This is a genomic window from Iodidimonas muriae (assembly GCF_014647255.1).
In the GTDB taxonomy this organism is placed as follows: domain Bacteria; phylum Pseudomonadota; class Alphaproteobacteria; order Sphingomonadales; family Rhodothalassiaceae; genus Iodidimonas; species Iodidimonas muriae.
In genome coordinates, this window is the sequence record NZ_BMOV01000016.1 from 1 (window position 1) to 15,921 (window position 15,921).

Sequence of the window (15,921 nt, forward strand, 5' to 3'; positions counted from 1 at the left end):
GGTCAACATGGCCAATCGTGCCAATGTTCACATGCGGCTTGCTCCGCTCAAACTTTGCCTTCGCCATTTTTTTGTCCTTCAATCCTTGCTAGAGGCACCGCAGAAAATCCCCTGCGGCGCATGTGCAGTTCTTCTTGCTGATTAACCAGCAAGTTTGGCTTTCACTTCTTCGGCCACTGCGTTGGGAACTTCATCATAGTGGCTGAATTGCATCGTATATTGGGCCCGACCCTGACTGAACGAGCGAAGCTGGTTCACATAGCCGAACATATTTGCCAGCGGCACCATTGCTTCAACAACCTGAGCAACGCCGCGCGCTTCTGTTCCCTGAATTTGACCGCGCCGGGAATTCAGGTCGCCGATCACATCGCCCATATATTCTTCAGGCGTGACCACTTCGACCTTCATCATCGGCTCGAGCAACTTGATCCCGGCTTTGGATGCCGCTTCACGCAGCCCCGCACGACCGGCAATTTCAAAGGCCAGGACACTGGAGTCCACATCATGGTAGGCCCCATCGATCAGGCGTACCTTGAAGTCGATGATCGGGAAGCCGATCAAGGCGCCGGATTCGGCCACATCCTTGATCCCTTTGGCAACGCCCGGAATATATTCACGGGGAATGTTGCCGCCCTTGATCTCATCAATGAATTCAAGACCTTCACCGCGCTCACCAGGAGACACGACCATCTTGACACGAGCGAACTGACCGGACCCACCAGACTGTTTCTTATGGGTATAATCAATTTCAACTTCACGGGCGAAGGTTTCACGATAGGCCACCTGAGGGGCGCCCACATTGGCTTCAACCTTGAATTCCCGCTTCATGCGATCGATCAGGATATCCAGATGAAGCTCGCCCATACCAGCGATCACGGTCTGTCCGGATTCTTCATCGGAACGCACCCGGAAGCTGGGATCTTCCGCCGCCAAACGATTGAGCGCGATGCCCATCTTTTCCTGGTCGGCTTTGGTTTTTGGCTCCACCGCAACGGAAATCACTGGATCAGGGAATTCCATCCGCTCAAGGATAATCGGCGCATTGGGTGCGCACAATGTATCCCCGGTGGTGGTATCTTTCAGACCGGCAAGTGCCACGATGTCGCCAGCAAAGGCTTCTTCCAGCTCTTCACGGGAATTGGCATGCATTTGCAGCATACGGCCAATTTTTTCGCGCTTGCCTTTGACCGTATTGGCCACCTGATCGGAGCGGCTGAGCTTGCCCGAATAAATGCGGCAGAAGGTCAGCGAGCCCACGAACGGATCGTTCATGATCTTGAAGGCCAAAGCCGAGAAAGGCTCGTCATCGGACGATTTGCGAACCATCGCAACATCAGGATCATCAACGGAGACGCCCTTAATGCTCGGCACTTCGGTGGGTGACGGCATATAATCCACCACCGCATCCAACAGCGCCTGAACGCCCTTGTTCTTGAAGGAAGAGCCACACAAAACCGGAACGAATTCCAGACCGATCGTGCCTTTGCGGATGGCAGCCTTCAGCTCATCCGCGGTCGGCTCTTCACCTTCGAGATATTTTTCCATCAAGGCTTCGTCAACCTCAACGGCCGTCTCTATCATTTCCTGGCGGGCCATCTCGGCATCATCGGCCATATCGGCAGGAATATCTTTCACATCCCATTCCGCACCCAGCGATTCATCATGCCAGATGAACGCCTTCATGCTGATCAGATCGACAAGACCAACGAAATCCGACTCGGCGCCAATAGGCAACTGGGTTACCAGCGGCTTCGCACCAAGGCGGGTTTTGAACATCTCGACACAGCGGGCGAAATTCGCACCCATGCGGTCCATCTTGTTGACGAAACACATGCGCGGAACTTTGTACTTGTCCGCCTGACGCCACACCGTTTCCGACTGCGGCTCCACACCGGCAACCGAATCGAACACCGCAACGGCACCATCCAGAACACGCAGGGACCGCTCGACCTCAATGGTGAAGTCCACATGGCCCGGTGTATCAATGATATTGATGCGATGGTCTTTCCAAAAACAGGTGGTTGCAGCAGAGGTGATGGTAATACCACGCTCCTGCTCCTGCTCCATCCAGTCCATGGTGGCGGCACCTTCATGCACTTCACCGATCTTGTGCGACCGGCCGGTGTAATAAAGGATACGCTCGGTTGTCGTGGTCTTACCGGCATCGATGTGAGCCATGATGCCGATATTGCGATACCGATCGAGGGGCGTCTGACGTGACATGACTTGACAAGCTCTCTGTCTGGTAGGGACGGCGCTGAATTACCAGCGATAATGCGAAAAGGCTTTGTTGGCGTCGGCCATACGATGCGTGTCTTCACGCTTCTTTACGGCAGCACCACGATTGTTCGACGCATCCAGCAACTCATTCGCCAGGCGCTCGCCCATGGTTTTTTCGCTGCGTTTTCTCGCCGCACCAATGAGCCAACGAATAGCCAGAGCCTGCGCACGATCCGAACGCACCTCGACGGGCACCTGATAGGTGGCACCACCAACGCGACGCGACCGCACTTCAATGGCGGGCTTCACATTGTCGAGGGCTTCATGAAACACAGGAAGAGGCTCCGTCTTTGCACGGGCCTCGACTTGATCGAACGCGCCATAGACGATGGTTTCGGCAACAGATTTTTTGCCGTCAAACATCAGACTGTTGACGAATTTCGTTAACACCACATCCCCGAATTTCGGGTCGGGCAAAATTTCGCGTTTTTCCGCACGATGACGACGGGACATCGCTCTATCCTCTTATTTCGGACGCTTCGCGCCGTATTTCGACCGGCTCTGACGACGATCGGACACGCCTTGGGTATCCAGCACACCACGAAGAATGTGATAGCGGACACCGGGCAAATCCTTCACGCGGCCACCGCGGATCAGGACGACCGAGTGCTCTTGCAGATTATGTCCCTCACCGGGGATATAACTGGACACTTCGATCGAGTTTGTCAGACGGACACGGGCCACCTTACGCAGCGCCGAGTTCGGCTTCTTCGGGGTGGTCGTATACACGCGCGTGCAAACACCGCGTTTTTGCGGGCACGCCTCAAGGGCAGGCACCTTATTGCGCTTCACGGGCGCCTTCCGTGGCTTGCGCACCAGCTGATTGATAGTCGGCATGCGTCCTCTTCTTCCACACTGTTTTCTGGAGCCCGGTCAACGGATCAATCATGACCACATAAAATGCAGCCGTAACCTCCCCGGCACTTTGCCGCCAGAGATTTTCGGCAACCAGTAAGCCCAGTAAAAGTAATTCGCTTTAAGCTCGTACGACACCGGTGTCTGGCATGACTTGATACCACCACCCGGGCCCGAGCGAGGTGCGCACTATATGCACGGCCCTGCCAAGCGTCAACCGAAATAACGGGGCAATTTGTAGACAGGCGATGGCTCCCCTGGTTTTCGCCGTAACGCCTTGTGAATCATAGAGAAACAAGCCAAAACGCCCGACGCATATAAAACGGGTGCCGAATTCAATCCGGCACCCGCTGTTTTATTTTAAAGGACTCGCAAAAGGGAATGCAAATCTCAGCCCTCTGCGACACCGTCTTCAGCGCCGGAGTCGTCCGCGGCACTTTTCGCAGCATCTGCCGCCAGCTGTGCCGCTTCCTGCTCCGCTTGTTGCTTCAGGCGGAATTCCTGATCGCGACGCCCGGCTTCATTTTTCAACCGGCGCATCACGGCCCCTGTGCCCGCCGGAATCAAGCGCCCGACAATCACATTTTCCTTCAGGCCCACAAGATTATCCACCTTGCCCGCAACCGACGCTTCGGTAAGGACGCGCGTGGTTTCCTGGAACGATGCGGCCGAGATGAAGGAGCGTGTTTGCAGGCTGGCCTTGGTGATCCCCAGCAAGACAGGCTTGCCGCGTGCCGGCAAACGCCCGGCCTTCTCCAGCGCTTCATTCTGCTCTTGGAAGTCCTCGCGGTCCACCTGCTCGCCCAGCAAGAAGGTCGATTCGCCCGGATGCAGGATCTCGATTTTTTGCAGCATCTGGCGAACGATCACCTCGATGTGCTTATCGTTGATCTTCACACCCTGCAGGCGATAGACCTCCTGGATTTCCTGCACCAGATAGGCTGTGAGGGCTGCCGGACCCATGACTTCGAGAATGTCATGGGGGGCCGGATTGCCATCCAGAAGATATTCACCCTTGCGGATATGATCGCCTTCCCGCACGGAGATATGCTTGCCCTTTGGCACCAGATATTCGACCGGTTCATCGCTGTCATCGGTAGGACGGATGACGATTCGGCGCTTGTTCTTGAAATCGCGACCGAATTCCACCGTGCCGTCTTTTTCGGCGATGATCGCATGTTCCTTGGGACGACGGGCTTCAAACAACTCCGCCACCCGCGGCAGACCCCCGGTGATATCGCGGGTTTTCGCCGCTTCACGGGGGATACGGGCAATCACATCACCGGCGCTGACCCGCTGCCCGTCTTCAACGGACAGAATGGCATCCACAGACATGAAGTAACGGGCTTCGGTGCCATTGCTCAGTTCAACCACTTCGTCATTCTCGTCACGCAGTGTCAAACGCGGCCGCAGATCCCCGCCCTTGGGTGAAGAGCGCCAATCCATCACCACTTTCGAGGTGATCCCTGTGGCTTCATCCACCACGTCTTTCACGGACACACCTTCGATCAGATCGAGCATGCGAATGACGCCGGATTTTTCCGTGATGATGGGGATGGTATAAGGATCCCATTCACACAGCTTGGCGCCTTTCTTGATCTTCTGACCGTCGGTGACCATCAAACGCGCGCCGAATGGAATCCGGTGCGATGCCCGCGCCCGGCCTTCGGCATCGATGAGCACGATTTCCAGAGTCCGGCCCATCACAATGTGCCGACCCTTGGAATCCTCCACCACGTTCAAATTATCCAGACGGATGGTGGCATCATAGCTGGCTTCCAAAGACGACTGTTCGGACACCGTCGCCGTCCCGCCGATATGGAACGTCCGCATGGTGAGCTGGGTTCCCGGTTCACCGATGGACTGGGCTGCGATCACGCCGACCGCCTCGCCCATATTCACCGGCGTTCCGCGGGCCAGATCACGGCCATAGCACAAGGCACAGGTTCCGCCGCGCGTTTCGCAGGTAAGTACCGAGCGAATACGCACTGTGGTGATTCCGGCTTGTTCGATCAGGTCCACCTCGGCTTCATTCAGCGGCGTACCGGCTTTCAACAGCAGGTCACCCGATACCGGATGCATGATATCCACGGCTGCCGTGCGGCCAAGAATCCGTTCGGACAACGAGACGATCGTCTCGCCCGATTCCACCACTTCCGTAAGTTCAAGCCCCTGTTCGGTGCCGCAATCATGCTCAACGATCACGCAATCCTGGCTCACATCCACCAGACGGCGGGTGAGATAACCGGAATTGGCGGTCTTCAAGGCCGTATCCGCAAGACCCTTACGGGCGCCATGGCTCGAATTAAAGTATTCGAGCACCGACAGACCTTCTTTAAAGTTCGAGATGATCGGCGTTTCGATGATCTCACCGGACGGCTTGGCCATCAGGCCACGCATCCCGGCAAGCTGCTTCATCTGGGCGGGTGAACCACGGGCCCCGGAATGGGCCATCATATAGATGGAGTTGATCTGCATTTCACGGCCCGTCACCTTGTCGATGCGCCGTGCCGAGATCTCCTGCATCATTTCATCGGCGACTTTGTCTGTGCATTGCGCCCAGGCATCCACCACCTTGTTGTATTTCTCACCCTGAGTGATGAAGCCGTCCTGATACTGCTCTTCATACTCTTTCACCAGAGCCTTGGTCTCGTCGACCAGCTTTTCCTTGGTATGCGGAATGACCATGTCATCCTTACCAAAGGAAATCCCGGCGCGGCACGCATGGGCAAAGCCCAGCGCCATGATGCCGTCGGCAAACAGAACCGTCTGTTTCTGGCCGCAATGGCGATAGACCACGTCGATCACTTCCGTAATCTCGCGCTTGGTCATCAACTTATTGATGGTCGAGAACGGGATATTCTTGTTCTTCGGAAGATGCTGCGACAGCAACATACGGCCCGGTGTGGATTGTACGCGGCGGGTGACGGGGTTGCCCTCTTCATCCACCGTATCGACACGGGCCTGAATCTTGGTGTGCAATGTCACCACGCCCGTATCCAGCGCATATTGGATTTCTTCAAGCGAGGCAAATGCCATGCCTTCGCCCGGCTCGTTCTCGCGCTCGATGGTGATATAATAAAGACCAAGCACGATATCCTGGCTGGGCACGATGATCGGCTTGCCATTGGCCGGGCTGAGGATGTTGTTGGTGGACATCATCAACACGCGGGCTTCAAGCTGTGCCTCCAAAGACAAAGGCACATGCACGGCCATCTGGTCGCCATCGAAATCGGCGTTGAAGGCGGCGCAGACCAGCGGATGAAGCTGGATCGCTTTGCCTTCGATCAGCACCGGCTCGAACGCCTGAATACCAAGTCTATGCAGGGTCGGCGCACGGTTGAGCATCACCGGATGTTCGCGGATCACCTCATCAAGGATATCCCAAACCTCGCGGCGCTCTTTTTCAACCAGCTTTTTCGCCTGCTTGATGGTGGTGGCGATGCCTTTCTTGTCCAGCCGCGCATAGATAAACGGTTTGAACAGCTCCAAGGCCATTTTCTTGGGCAGGCCGCATTGATGCAGCTTCAGTTCGGGGCCGACAACGATCACCGAACGACCGGAATAATCGACGCGCTTACCCAGCAGGTTCTGGCGGAAACGGCCTTGCTTGCCCTTCAGCATATCGCTGAGAGATTTCAAAGGGCGCTTGTTATTGCCGGTGATGGTACGGCCACGACGCCCGTTATCAAACAGCGCATCCACCGCTTCTTGCAGCATGCGCTTTTCATTGCGGATGATGATATCCGGCGCACGCAGCTCGATCAGCCGCTTCAAACGGTTGTTACGGTTGATCACCCGGCGATAGAGATCGTTCAGATCCGAAGTGGCGAATCGGCCACCATCCAGCGGCACCAGCGGGCGCAGCTCAGGCGGGATCACCGGAATGATGGTCATGATCATCCATTCGGGGCGGTTGCCCGATTCGATGAAACTTTCGATGACCTTCAGACGCTTGACGATCTTCTTGGGCTTGAGTTCGGATTTGGTTTCCGCCAGGTCTTTCAGCAGGGTTTCCCGCTCGGCTTCCAGATCCAGCGTTTCCATCATGGAACGGATTGCTTCGGCACCGATTCCGGCGGTGAAGCTGTCTTCGCCATATTCATCTTGCGCCCGGTAGAAATCTTCTTCCGTCAGGAGCTGGTATTTTTTAAGCGGTGTCAGGCCCGGCTCGATAACAATGAAGCTTTCGAAATAGAGCACGCGCTCCAGATCCTTGAGCATCATATCGAGCAACAAGCCGATCCGCGACGGCAAGGACTTCAAGAACCAGATATGCGCCACAGGAGCGGCCAGTTCAATATGCCCCATACGTTCGCGGCGCACCTTCGACAAGGTAACTTCCACGCCGCATTTTTCGCAGATAATGCCGCGATATTTCATCCGCTTGTACTTGCCGCACAAGCATTCATAATCCTTGATCGGACCAAAGATCCGCGCACAGAACAGGCCATCCCGTTCCGGCTTGAACGTGCGGTAGTTGATCGTCTCGGGCTTTTTGATTTCGCCGAACGACCATGACCGGATCCGTTCGGGGCTGGCGAGCGAGATCTTGATTCGATCAAAGCTCTCCGGCTTTTGGCCCGGGTTGAAGAAATTCATCAATTCCTGATTCATCTCAGAACGCTTCCCAGCTTGAGGCTGCCCGTTATTGGGTGTAACCGCGGACGGCGAAACCGCCGTCCGGGCTTATTAGCTCTGGTCTTGATCGCTCGACAGAAGCTCGACATTAAGGCCAAGGCTCCGCATTTCCTTCACAAGCACATTGAAGGACTCGGGGATGCCTGCTTCAAAGGTGTCGTCACCCTTGACAATGGCTTCATAAACCTTGGTACGGCCGGCCACATCATCGGATTTCACTGTCAGCATTTCCTGCAAGGTATAGGCGGCGCCATAAGCCTGCAAGGCCCACACCTCCATCTCGCCAAAGCGCTGACCACCGAATTGCGCCTTACCGCCAAGCGGCTGCTGCGTCACAAGGCTGTACGGACCGATTGACCGTCCGTGGATCTTGTCATCCACCAGATGGTGCAATTTGAGCATATAGATATAGCCCACAGTCACCTTACGATCGAACTGTTCCCCGGTACGGCCATCATAGAGATCAACCTGCCCGGATTCGTCCAGCCCGGCCCGTTTCAGCATGTCGCAGATGTCCGCCTCGACGGCGCCATCGAACACCGGTGTCGCAAAGGGCACGCCGTAAGACATATTGCCCGCCAGCTCCACCACTTCACTATCGGTCAAGACACCGATATCGGCTTCATACTGCTCTTTGCCATAAATGCCTTCCAAGCGCCCGCGGATGTCGGAGACAACCTTGGTCTTTTCTTCGACATTGTCGTTATAGGCTTCGACCAGCTGATTGATCTGACGCCCAAGGCCGCGGCTGGCCCATCCCAGATGGGTTTCCAGAATCTGCCCCACATTCATGCGCGAAGGCACACCCAGCGGATTGAGAACGATATCCACCGGCGACCCATCTTCAAGGAATGGCATGTCTTCATTGGGCAAAATGCGGGAAACCACACCCTTATTGCCATGACGACCGGCCATCTTGTCGCCCGGTTGCATTTTCCGCTTCACGGCCACGAACACCTTGACCATTTTCAAGACGCCCGGCGGCATTTCATCGCCCCGCTGCAGCTTGTCCACTTTTTCTTCAAAGCGGTGCTGCAGATTGGCACGCGATTCGTCATATTGCTTTTTCAGCGCTTCAATTTCCGTCATCACATCGTCATCATCGACGGCAATGCTCCAACGGTCCTTCTGCGACAGCGCTTCAAAGCCTTCTTGCGTAACCAGGGTGCCTTTTTTCATGTCCTTGGTGCCGGCGCTTACCGTATGGCCGACAATCAGGTCACTCAGACGGGCAAAGATGTTGCGCTCCAAAATGGCGCGTTCATCGTCACGGTCTTTTTGCAGACGTTCGATTTCTTGACGCTCGATAGACAAGGCACGCTCGTCTTTTTCAACGCCATGACGGTTGAACACCCGCACTTCCACCACGGTTCCGGCAACACCCGGCGGCAAGCGCATGGAGGTATCCCGTACATCCGATGCCTTTTCGCCAAAGATGGCGCGCAGAAGCTTTTCTTCCGGCGTCATCGGGCTTTCACCCTTGGGAGTGATCTTGCCCACCAGAATATCGCCCGGATGAACCTCGGCACCGATATAAACGATGCCCGCTTCATCCAGATTGCGCAGGCCTTCTTCACCCACATTGGGAATATCGCGGGTGATTTCTTCCGGACCCAATTTGGTATCGCGGGCCATCACCTCGAATTCCTCGATATGGATCGAGGTGAACACATCTTCCTTCACGATCCGTTCGGACAACAGGATCGAATCTTCGAAGTTGTAGCCGTTCCAGGGCATGAAGGCGACGAGCACATTGCGGCCCAGAGCCAATTCCCCCAGATCCGTCGACGGACCATCGGCGATGATGTCGTTCTTGGTCACCACATCGCCCTTACGCACCAGCGGACGCTGGTTGATGGCGGTGTTCTGGTTGGACCGTTGGAACTTGGACAGGCGGTAGATATCAACGCCCGGATCGCCCGGTCCCACATCTTCGGTGGCACGCACAACGATACGCATGGCGTCCACCTGATCGACGATACCCGTCCGGCGCGCAGCGATAGAAGCACCGGAATCCTGTGCCACCACTTTTTCCATGCCGGTGCCGACAAACGGCGCTTCTGCACGCACCAAAGGCACGGCCTGACGCTGCATGTTCGACCCCATCAGGGCGCGGTTGGCGTCATCGTTTTCCAAGAAGGGAATAAGCGCCGCCGCAACGGAAACCAGCTGTTTGGGGCTGACGTCCATCAAGGTGATCTGCTCAGGAGGGGCCAGCATGAATTCGCTGGCGCACCGGGTGGAGACAAGATCGGAAACAAAGCGGTTGTTTTCGTCCAGCTCCGCATTGGCCTGCGCAATGGTGTGGCGGCTTTCTTCCATCGCGGAAAGATAGACCACATTATCGGTCACCACCCCGTCCTTGACCTCGCGGTAAGGGGTTTCGATGAAGCCGTATTTATTCACCCGCGCATAGGTGGCCAGCGAGTTGATCAGACCAATATTCGGCCCTTCCGGCGTTTCAATGGGGCAGATGCGGCCATAATGGGTGGGATGCACATCGCGCACCTCGAAGCCTGCACGCTCACGGGTCAAACCGCCCGGCCCAAGCGCCGACAGGCGACGCTTATGGGTGATTTCACCCAGCGGATTGGTTTGGTCCATGAACTGCGACAGCTGCGAGCTACCGAAGAATTCCCGCACCGCGGCAACAGCCGGTTTGGCATTGATCAGATCGTGGGGCATCACCGTGTCGATATCCACAGAAGACATACGTTCACGGATGGCACGCTCCATGCGCAACAAGCCAACGCGATACTGGTTTTCCAGCAATTCCCCCACAGAACGCAGGCGACGATTGCCCAGATGGTCAATATCGTCCACTTCGCCGCGGCCATCTTTCAGGTCCACAAGATGCTTCAAGACAGACAGAATGTCTTCCTTGCGCAGAACGCGCACACTGTCTTCCGCATCCAGACCAAGGCGCATGTTCATCTTCACGCGGCCAACGGCGGACAGATCATAGCGTTCCGAATCAAAGAACAGGCCATCAAACAGCGCTTCCGCCGTTTCCTTGGTCGGCGGCTCGCCCGGACGCATCACCTTATAGATTTCGGCCAGAGCCTGCTCATAGCCTTCGACTTTATCCACCTGCAGGGTGTTCCGCACCCATGGGCCGACGGACATATTGTCGATATCGAGCACACGCAGCTCTTCAAAGCCTGCTTCATAAAGGCTCGACAGATGCTCTTCGGTAATTTCCTCACCGGCCTCGATATAAATCGCACCGGTCTGTTCATCGATCAGATCATCCGCGGCAAATCGACCAATGATTTCCTCGGCGGGAACCAAAAGCGCCTTGATGCCGTCTTTTTCCAATTTCTTGGCCAGACGCGGCGTTACCTTTTTGCCGGCTTCGATCACCACTTCGCCGGAATCCGCATCAACCACATCATAGCCGGGCTTGGCGCCGCGCCATTTGTCCGCGACAAACGGCACTTTCCAGCCCTGTTCGGTGCGCTCATAGGCAACACTGTTATAGAAATAATGCAGGATGTCTTCCGACGACATACCCAAGGCATAAAGCAAAACCGTGGCCGGCAATTTACGGCGACGGTCGATGCGGACATTCACAATGTCCTTGCCGTCGAATTCGAAATCGAGCCACGAGCCACGATAAGGAATCACCCGGGCGGCAAACAGGAACTTGCCGGAGCTGTGGGTCTTGCCTTTGTCATGGTCGAAAAACACGCCGGGACTGCGGTGCATCTGGGAAACGATAACGCGCTCCGTACCATTCACGACAAAGGTGCCGTTCTTGGTCATCAAAGGCATATCGCCCATATAAACGTCTTGCTCTTTGATATCGAGCACAGACCGGGCTTCCGTATCGGGATCGACTTCAAAAACGATCAGGCGCAGGGTCACACGCAAAGGGGCGGCCAGCGTCATCCCGCGCGCGCGGCACTCGTCAAAATCGTATTTCGGGCCTTCCAACTCGTACCGCACATATTCCAAAGATGCGGTATTGGAAAAATCCGTAATCGGGAACACCGATTGCAGAACACTTTCCAGACCAGAAGCCTTCCGCTCCTCTTCGGTCGCGCCCGCCTTGAAGAATTGATCATAAGATGCCCGCTGCACCTGGATCAGATTGGGCATCTCCGTCACTTCGGGGATGTGGCCGAAGTTCTTGCGAACCCGCTTACGACCAGTGAAAGAAGTCGCCATGCTACGCCCTCGCTTCGCTTGCGCTCATAAACGAACAGCCCTGTGCCATTCGCCTGCCGCCCGGACCACATCACCCATTATGGAGAAGCCGGCCCCGGCATCATAAAATTCTTTTGGCGATCCACCAAAGAGGGTGGACTCACCTTCCGTGCTTCCGTTTCAGAAAGCCCCGGCGTCTAAAAAGACACCTACGGGCCGGGGACGATTAAGCGCCCCCAGCCCGAACATCGCGCGTGTCCGCGAGACGTTATTTAAGCTCGACAGATGCGCCGGCACCTTCAAGCTGTGCCTTGATCTTATCGGCTTCTTCTTTGGTTGCGGCTTCTTTAACCGCTTTGGGTGCACCTTCAACCAGATCTTTGGCTTCTTTAAGACCAAGACCGGTGATGGCACGAACTTCTTTAATCACGTTGATTTTCTTGTCGCCAGCGGCGGTCAGAATAACGTCGAATTCCGTCTTTTCTTCAGCGGCATCGGCACCACCGGCGGCACCGGCAGCGGCAACAGCAACCGGAGCAGCAGCGGAAACGCCCCACTTCTCTTCGAGAAGCTTGGACAGCTCAGCAGCTTCCATAACGGTCAGTGCGGACAGTTCTTCGACAATCTTTTCAAGATCAGCAGCCATTATATAACTCCATATGACCCGTATCGGGTCTCATTCCATCGGTTAATCAGATGCTCACGCAGCTTCTTGCTTCTCGGCATGAGCGGCCAGGACGCGCGCGACCTGTCCGCCGGGGGCCTGCAATACGCTCGCAATACGGCTTGCCGGGGTCTGCAACAGACCAACCAGCTTACCGCGCAGTTCATCGAGCGAAGGCAGTTCGGCCAGAGCCTTGACACCATCGGCGTCGAGAGCCCTGCCATCCAGCACACCACCCAGAATAACCAGCTTGTCATTCTGCTTGGCGAACTTGGCGAGCACTTTGGGTGCTGCCACCGGATCGTCGGAGTAGCCAATGGCTGTCGGGCCTGTGAACAGGTCCGAAATCGTCTCCGACGGGGTGCCTTGAAGCGCGAGCTTGGTGAGCCGGTTTTTGGTCACTTTAAAGTCGGCCCCAACCTCGCGCAAACGCACGCGAAGATCGGACATTTCCGCCACCGAAAGCCCTTTATAGTGGGCAACCACTACAACGGGGGCAGCAGAGAATACGTCCTTCATGGACGCGACCAGCGCCTTCTTTTGGGCTCGATCCACTTCTCGCCTCCTTCTGGGAAAGGCCAACGCCTTCCCGATTGCACCAGACATGCGAAACCTTCACATGCCACTCGCTGTCCGGGGGTTTGGCACCCACACTCACCATGAAAGGCACTGTGGAACACCGCATTCGGCCCGATGGATATCCATTTGGACCGCCGTCACCCCGTCTCATGCAGGAACGCTTCCGCGCTTTCGATTAAGTTCTCAGCCCTTCACCAAACCGCCAAAACGGCCCGGTCACACGAAAAGCATCAAACCCCTGCAATCTTGGACAGAAGAACCGGGATCAACCGATCACCGGCTCCTTTGTGCCAGACGCGGAATACAGCCCGCATCCGGCAATCTCGTCGATCTCGCAGCCGATCAGCTCAGGCTGGACACCGAAATCTTCAAACCCGGGCCCATGGAAGAGGTGATCGCCACCCGCTTCAGGTAATTGCCCTTGGCACCCGCTGGTTTTGCCTTGATGATGGCATCGACGAATGCTTGCACATTTTCTTCGATCTTGGCGGCATCAAAGCTCAGCTTGCCAACACCGGCATGCACGATCCCGGCTTTTTCAACGCGGTATTGCACCTGACCGGCTTTGGCATCGGACACAGCTTTTTTGACATCCATGGTCACTGTGCCCAGCTTGGGGTTCGGCATCAGACCCTTGGGGCCCAGAACACGACCCAACTTGCCCACCACAGCCATCATATCCGGCGTGGCGATGATGCGATCGAAATCAATATTGCCATTGGCAAATTCTTCGGCCAGATCGTCTGCACCCACCCGATCGGCACCAGCGGCTTCGGCTTCTTCGGCTTTCGGACCTTTGGCGAACACCGCAACCCGCATGGTTTTGCCGGTGCCGTGCGGCAAAGACACAACGCCGCGCACCATCTGATCGGCATGACGCGGATCAACACCCAAATTCATGGCAACCTCGACGGTTTCATCGAATTTGGTGGTCTTCACCGACTGCAGAATGCCGACAGCTTCCACGATGCTGTATTCTTTCAACCGGTCAACCTGCTCAAGAGCGGACTTCATACGCTTGGACTGACGCGCCATCTTACATCCCCTCCACAGTCAGGCCCATGGACCGTGCGGAACCGGCAACGATCTTCATCGCCTGGTCCACATCATGAGCATTCAGATCTTTCATTTTCGCTTCGGCAATTTCACGGATCTGATCCGCGCTCACCGTACCTGCAGATTCTTTACCCGGCGTGGCACCACCTTTTTTCACATTGGCGGCCCGCTTCAGGAAATAGCTGGCAGGCGGGGTTTTCGTCACGAAAGTGAAGGAACGATCCTGATACACCGTAATGACGGTAGGGATGGGCATCCCTTTTTCCATCTTGTCGGTGGAGGCATTGAATGCCTTACAGAATTCCATGATATTCACGCCACGCTGACCGAGCGCCGGCCCGATGGGCGGCGACGGATTGGCAGCGCCGGCAGGCACTTGCAGCTTGATATAGCCGGTAATTTTCTTCGCCATTACACGTCCTCTCAACCCGGATAGGCCGGGCACCGTTTCGAAAGGGATGCGGTAACGGTCATGGCTGACCTCCCGCACAATGAAAACCGACGCGCAGCCTTAAACTGCCCGCCGATTCAAAACAATCAGGATTTTTCCACCTGAGTGTATTCCAATTCCACCGGAGTGGCGCGACCAAAGATCGACACCGACACCTTGAGCCGGGCCCGCTCCTCGTCCACTTCTTCGACCATGCCGTTAAACGACGCAAACGGCCCTTCCTTGACGCGGACTTCTTCGCCCACTTCAAACTGGATCGTTGGCCGGGGACGCTCGACCCCTTCCTTCACCTGATGAAGGATACGGTCGGCTTCCGCCTGACTGATCGGTGTTGGACGGCCCTGCGGCCCCAAAAATCCCGTCACCTTTGCCGTGTTCTTGACCAGATGATAGGTCTGTTCGGTCATTTCCATTTTGGCCAGCACATAACCGGGGAAAAATTTCCGCTCCGATGTGCGCTTTTGGCCTTTTCGCATCTCGACCACCTCTTCGGTGGGAACGATAACCTCTTCGATCAGCGGCTCAAGACCCTGAGTCTCGGCCTGCTCCTTGATCGATTCGGCAACCTTTTTCTCGAATCCGGAATAGGCGTGGATGATGTACCAGCGCGGAGTAGCCACTTCAATTATCCTCCAAGACCGAGAATCGTCTTCACACCCCAGGACAGCCCTATATCCACAATGACGAAAAAGACAGAGGTAAGGGCGACCATGATGCCAACCATCACGGTGGTAATCGACGTTTCGCGACGTGATGGCCACGTCACCTTGTCCAACTCTTGGCGCACCTGCCGCACAAACTGTGCAGGGCTTGTCTTGGCCATGTGTTCGTCCGTTTCGTTATCCAAAGCTACCAGATGCGCAGCTTGGCCTTAAACCTTGCTACAATGAATAATCCGCCGACGCTGGCAGGAGTGGCGAGACTCGAACTCACAACCCCCGGTTTTGGAGACCGGTGCTCTACCAATTGAGCTACACTCCTTCACGCCATCGCACATCCCATGGAATGAACGATGGAGGGGATTTAGCGCGACAGGGTCAGCTGTTCAACCTAATTCTTGATTAAACTGCCTTCCCGCATTGCTTCCCCCGAAAAACAGGATGGGGACGGCACAGACCATCCCCATCTCTTGATCGGGGCTCTTAAGTCCGGTTTTGACACCGAACTGTCAAGCTTTTTTACTCGACGATGGAGGCAACGACGCCGGCACCGACGGTGCGGCCACCTTCACGGATCGCAAAGCGCA

The 15,921-nt window shown here is 55.9% G+C and carries 12 protein-coding genes and 1 tRNA gene; all 13 read right to left on the reverse strand.

Going from position 1 to position 15,921, the window contains the following annotated elements; genetic code table 11:
• Positions 1-141: 141 nt before the first annotated feature.
• On the reverse strand, positions 142-2,223 hold the full coding sequence (gene fusA / locus IEX96_RS13725) for an elongation factor G (RefSeq protein WP_150006393.1): 2,082 nt from the start codon (positions 2,221-2,223) through the stop codon (positions 142-144).
• Positions 2,224-2,262: 39 nt separating this feature from the next.
• Positions 2,263-2,733 (reverse strand): 30S ribosomal protein S7, encoded by a 471-nt coding sequence (rpsG, locus tag IEX96_RS13730; protein WP_150001463.1) that lies wholly within the window; start codon positions 2,731-2,733, stop codon positions 2,263-2,265.
• A gap of 12 nt (positions 2,734-2,745) precedes the next feature.
• Positions 2,746-3,117, reverse strand: coding sequence for a 30S ribosomal protein S12 (gene rpsL / locus IEX96_RS13735; RefSeq protein ID WP_150001462.1), 372 nt, complete (start codon positions 3,115-3,117; stop codon positions 2,746-2,748).
• Between the two features lie 408 nt (positions 3,118-3,525).
• Positions 3,526-7,752: a DNA-directed RNA polymerase subunit beta' gene (gene rpoC / locus IEX96_RS13740; protein ID WP_188874141.1), complete on the reverse strand. Its 4,227-nt coding sequence runs from the start codon at positions 7,750-7,752 to the stop codon at positions 3,526-3,528.
• Positions 7,753-7,827: 75 nt separating this feature from the next.
• Positions 7,828-11,946 carry a DNA-directed RNA polymerase subunit beta gene (rpoB, locus tag IEX96_RS13745; RefSeq protein WP_188874143.1) on the reverse strand — a complete coding sequence of 1,373 codons (4,119 nt, stop codon included), beginning with the start codon at positions 11,944-11,946 and terminating at the stop codon, positions 7,828-7,830.
• A gap of 247 nt (positions 11,947-12,193) precedes the next feature.
• Entirely contained in the window at positions 12,194-12,571 is a 378-nt protein-coding gene (gene rplL / locus IEX96_RS13750; RefSeq protein WP_150006392.1) for a 50S ribosomal protein L7/L12, read from the reverse strand.
• 54 nt (positions 12,572-12,625) lie between these two features.
• Positions 12,626-13,144, reverse strand: a complete 519-nt coding sequence (gene rplJ / locus IEX96_RS13755; RefSeq protein ID WP_150006391.1) for a 50S ribosomal protein L10 — start codon at positions 13,142-13,144, stop codon at positions 12,626-12,628.
• Between the two features lie 366 nt (positions 13,145-13,510).
• On the reverse strand, positions 13,511-14,203 hold the full coding sequence (gene rplA / locus IEX96_RS13760; RefSeq protein ID WP_150006390.1) for a 50S ribosomal protein L1: 693 nt from the start codon (positions 14,201-14,203) through the stop codon (positions 13,511-13,513).
• 1 nt (position 14,204) lies between these two features.
• A complete protein-coding gene (gene rplK / locus IEX96_RS13765) occupies positions 14,205-14,636 on the reverse strand; it encodes a 50S ribosomal protein L11 (protein ID WP_150006389.1) in 432 nt (143 codons plus the stop codon).
• 125 nt (positions 14,637-14,761) lie between these two features.
• Complete coding sequence (gene nusG / locus IEX96_RS13770) at positions 14,762-15,295, reverse strand: transcription termination/antitermination protein NusG (protein WP_150001457.1); 534 nt, start codon at positions 15,293-15,295, stop codon at positions 14,762-14,764.
• Between the two features lie 5 nt (positions 15,296-15,300).
• Positions 15,301-15,498 carry a preprotein translocase subunit SecE gene (gene secE / locus IEX96_RS13775; RefSeq protein ID WP_150001456.1) on the reverse strand — a complete coding sequence of 66 codons (198 nt, stop codon included), beginning with the start codon at positions 15,496-15,498 and terminating at the stop codon, positions 15,301-15,303.
• A gap of 82 nt (positions 15,499-15,580) precedes the next feature.
• Positions 15,581-15,656: transfer RNA gene (locus IEX96_RS13780), tRNA-Trp, on the reverse strand.
• A gap of 197 nt (positions 15,657-15,853) precedes the next feature.
• A partial coding sequence (locus IEX96_RS14375; RefSeq protein ID WP_188874125.1) for an EF-Tu C-terminal domain-related protein occupies positions 15,854-15,921 on the reverse strand: 68 nt, incomplete at its 5' end.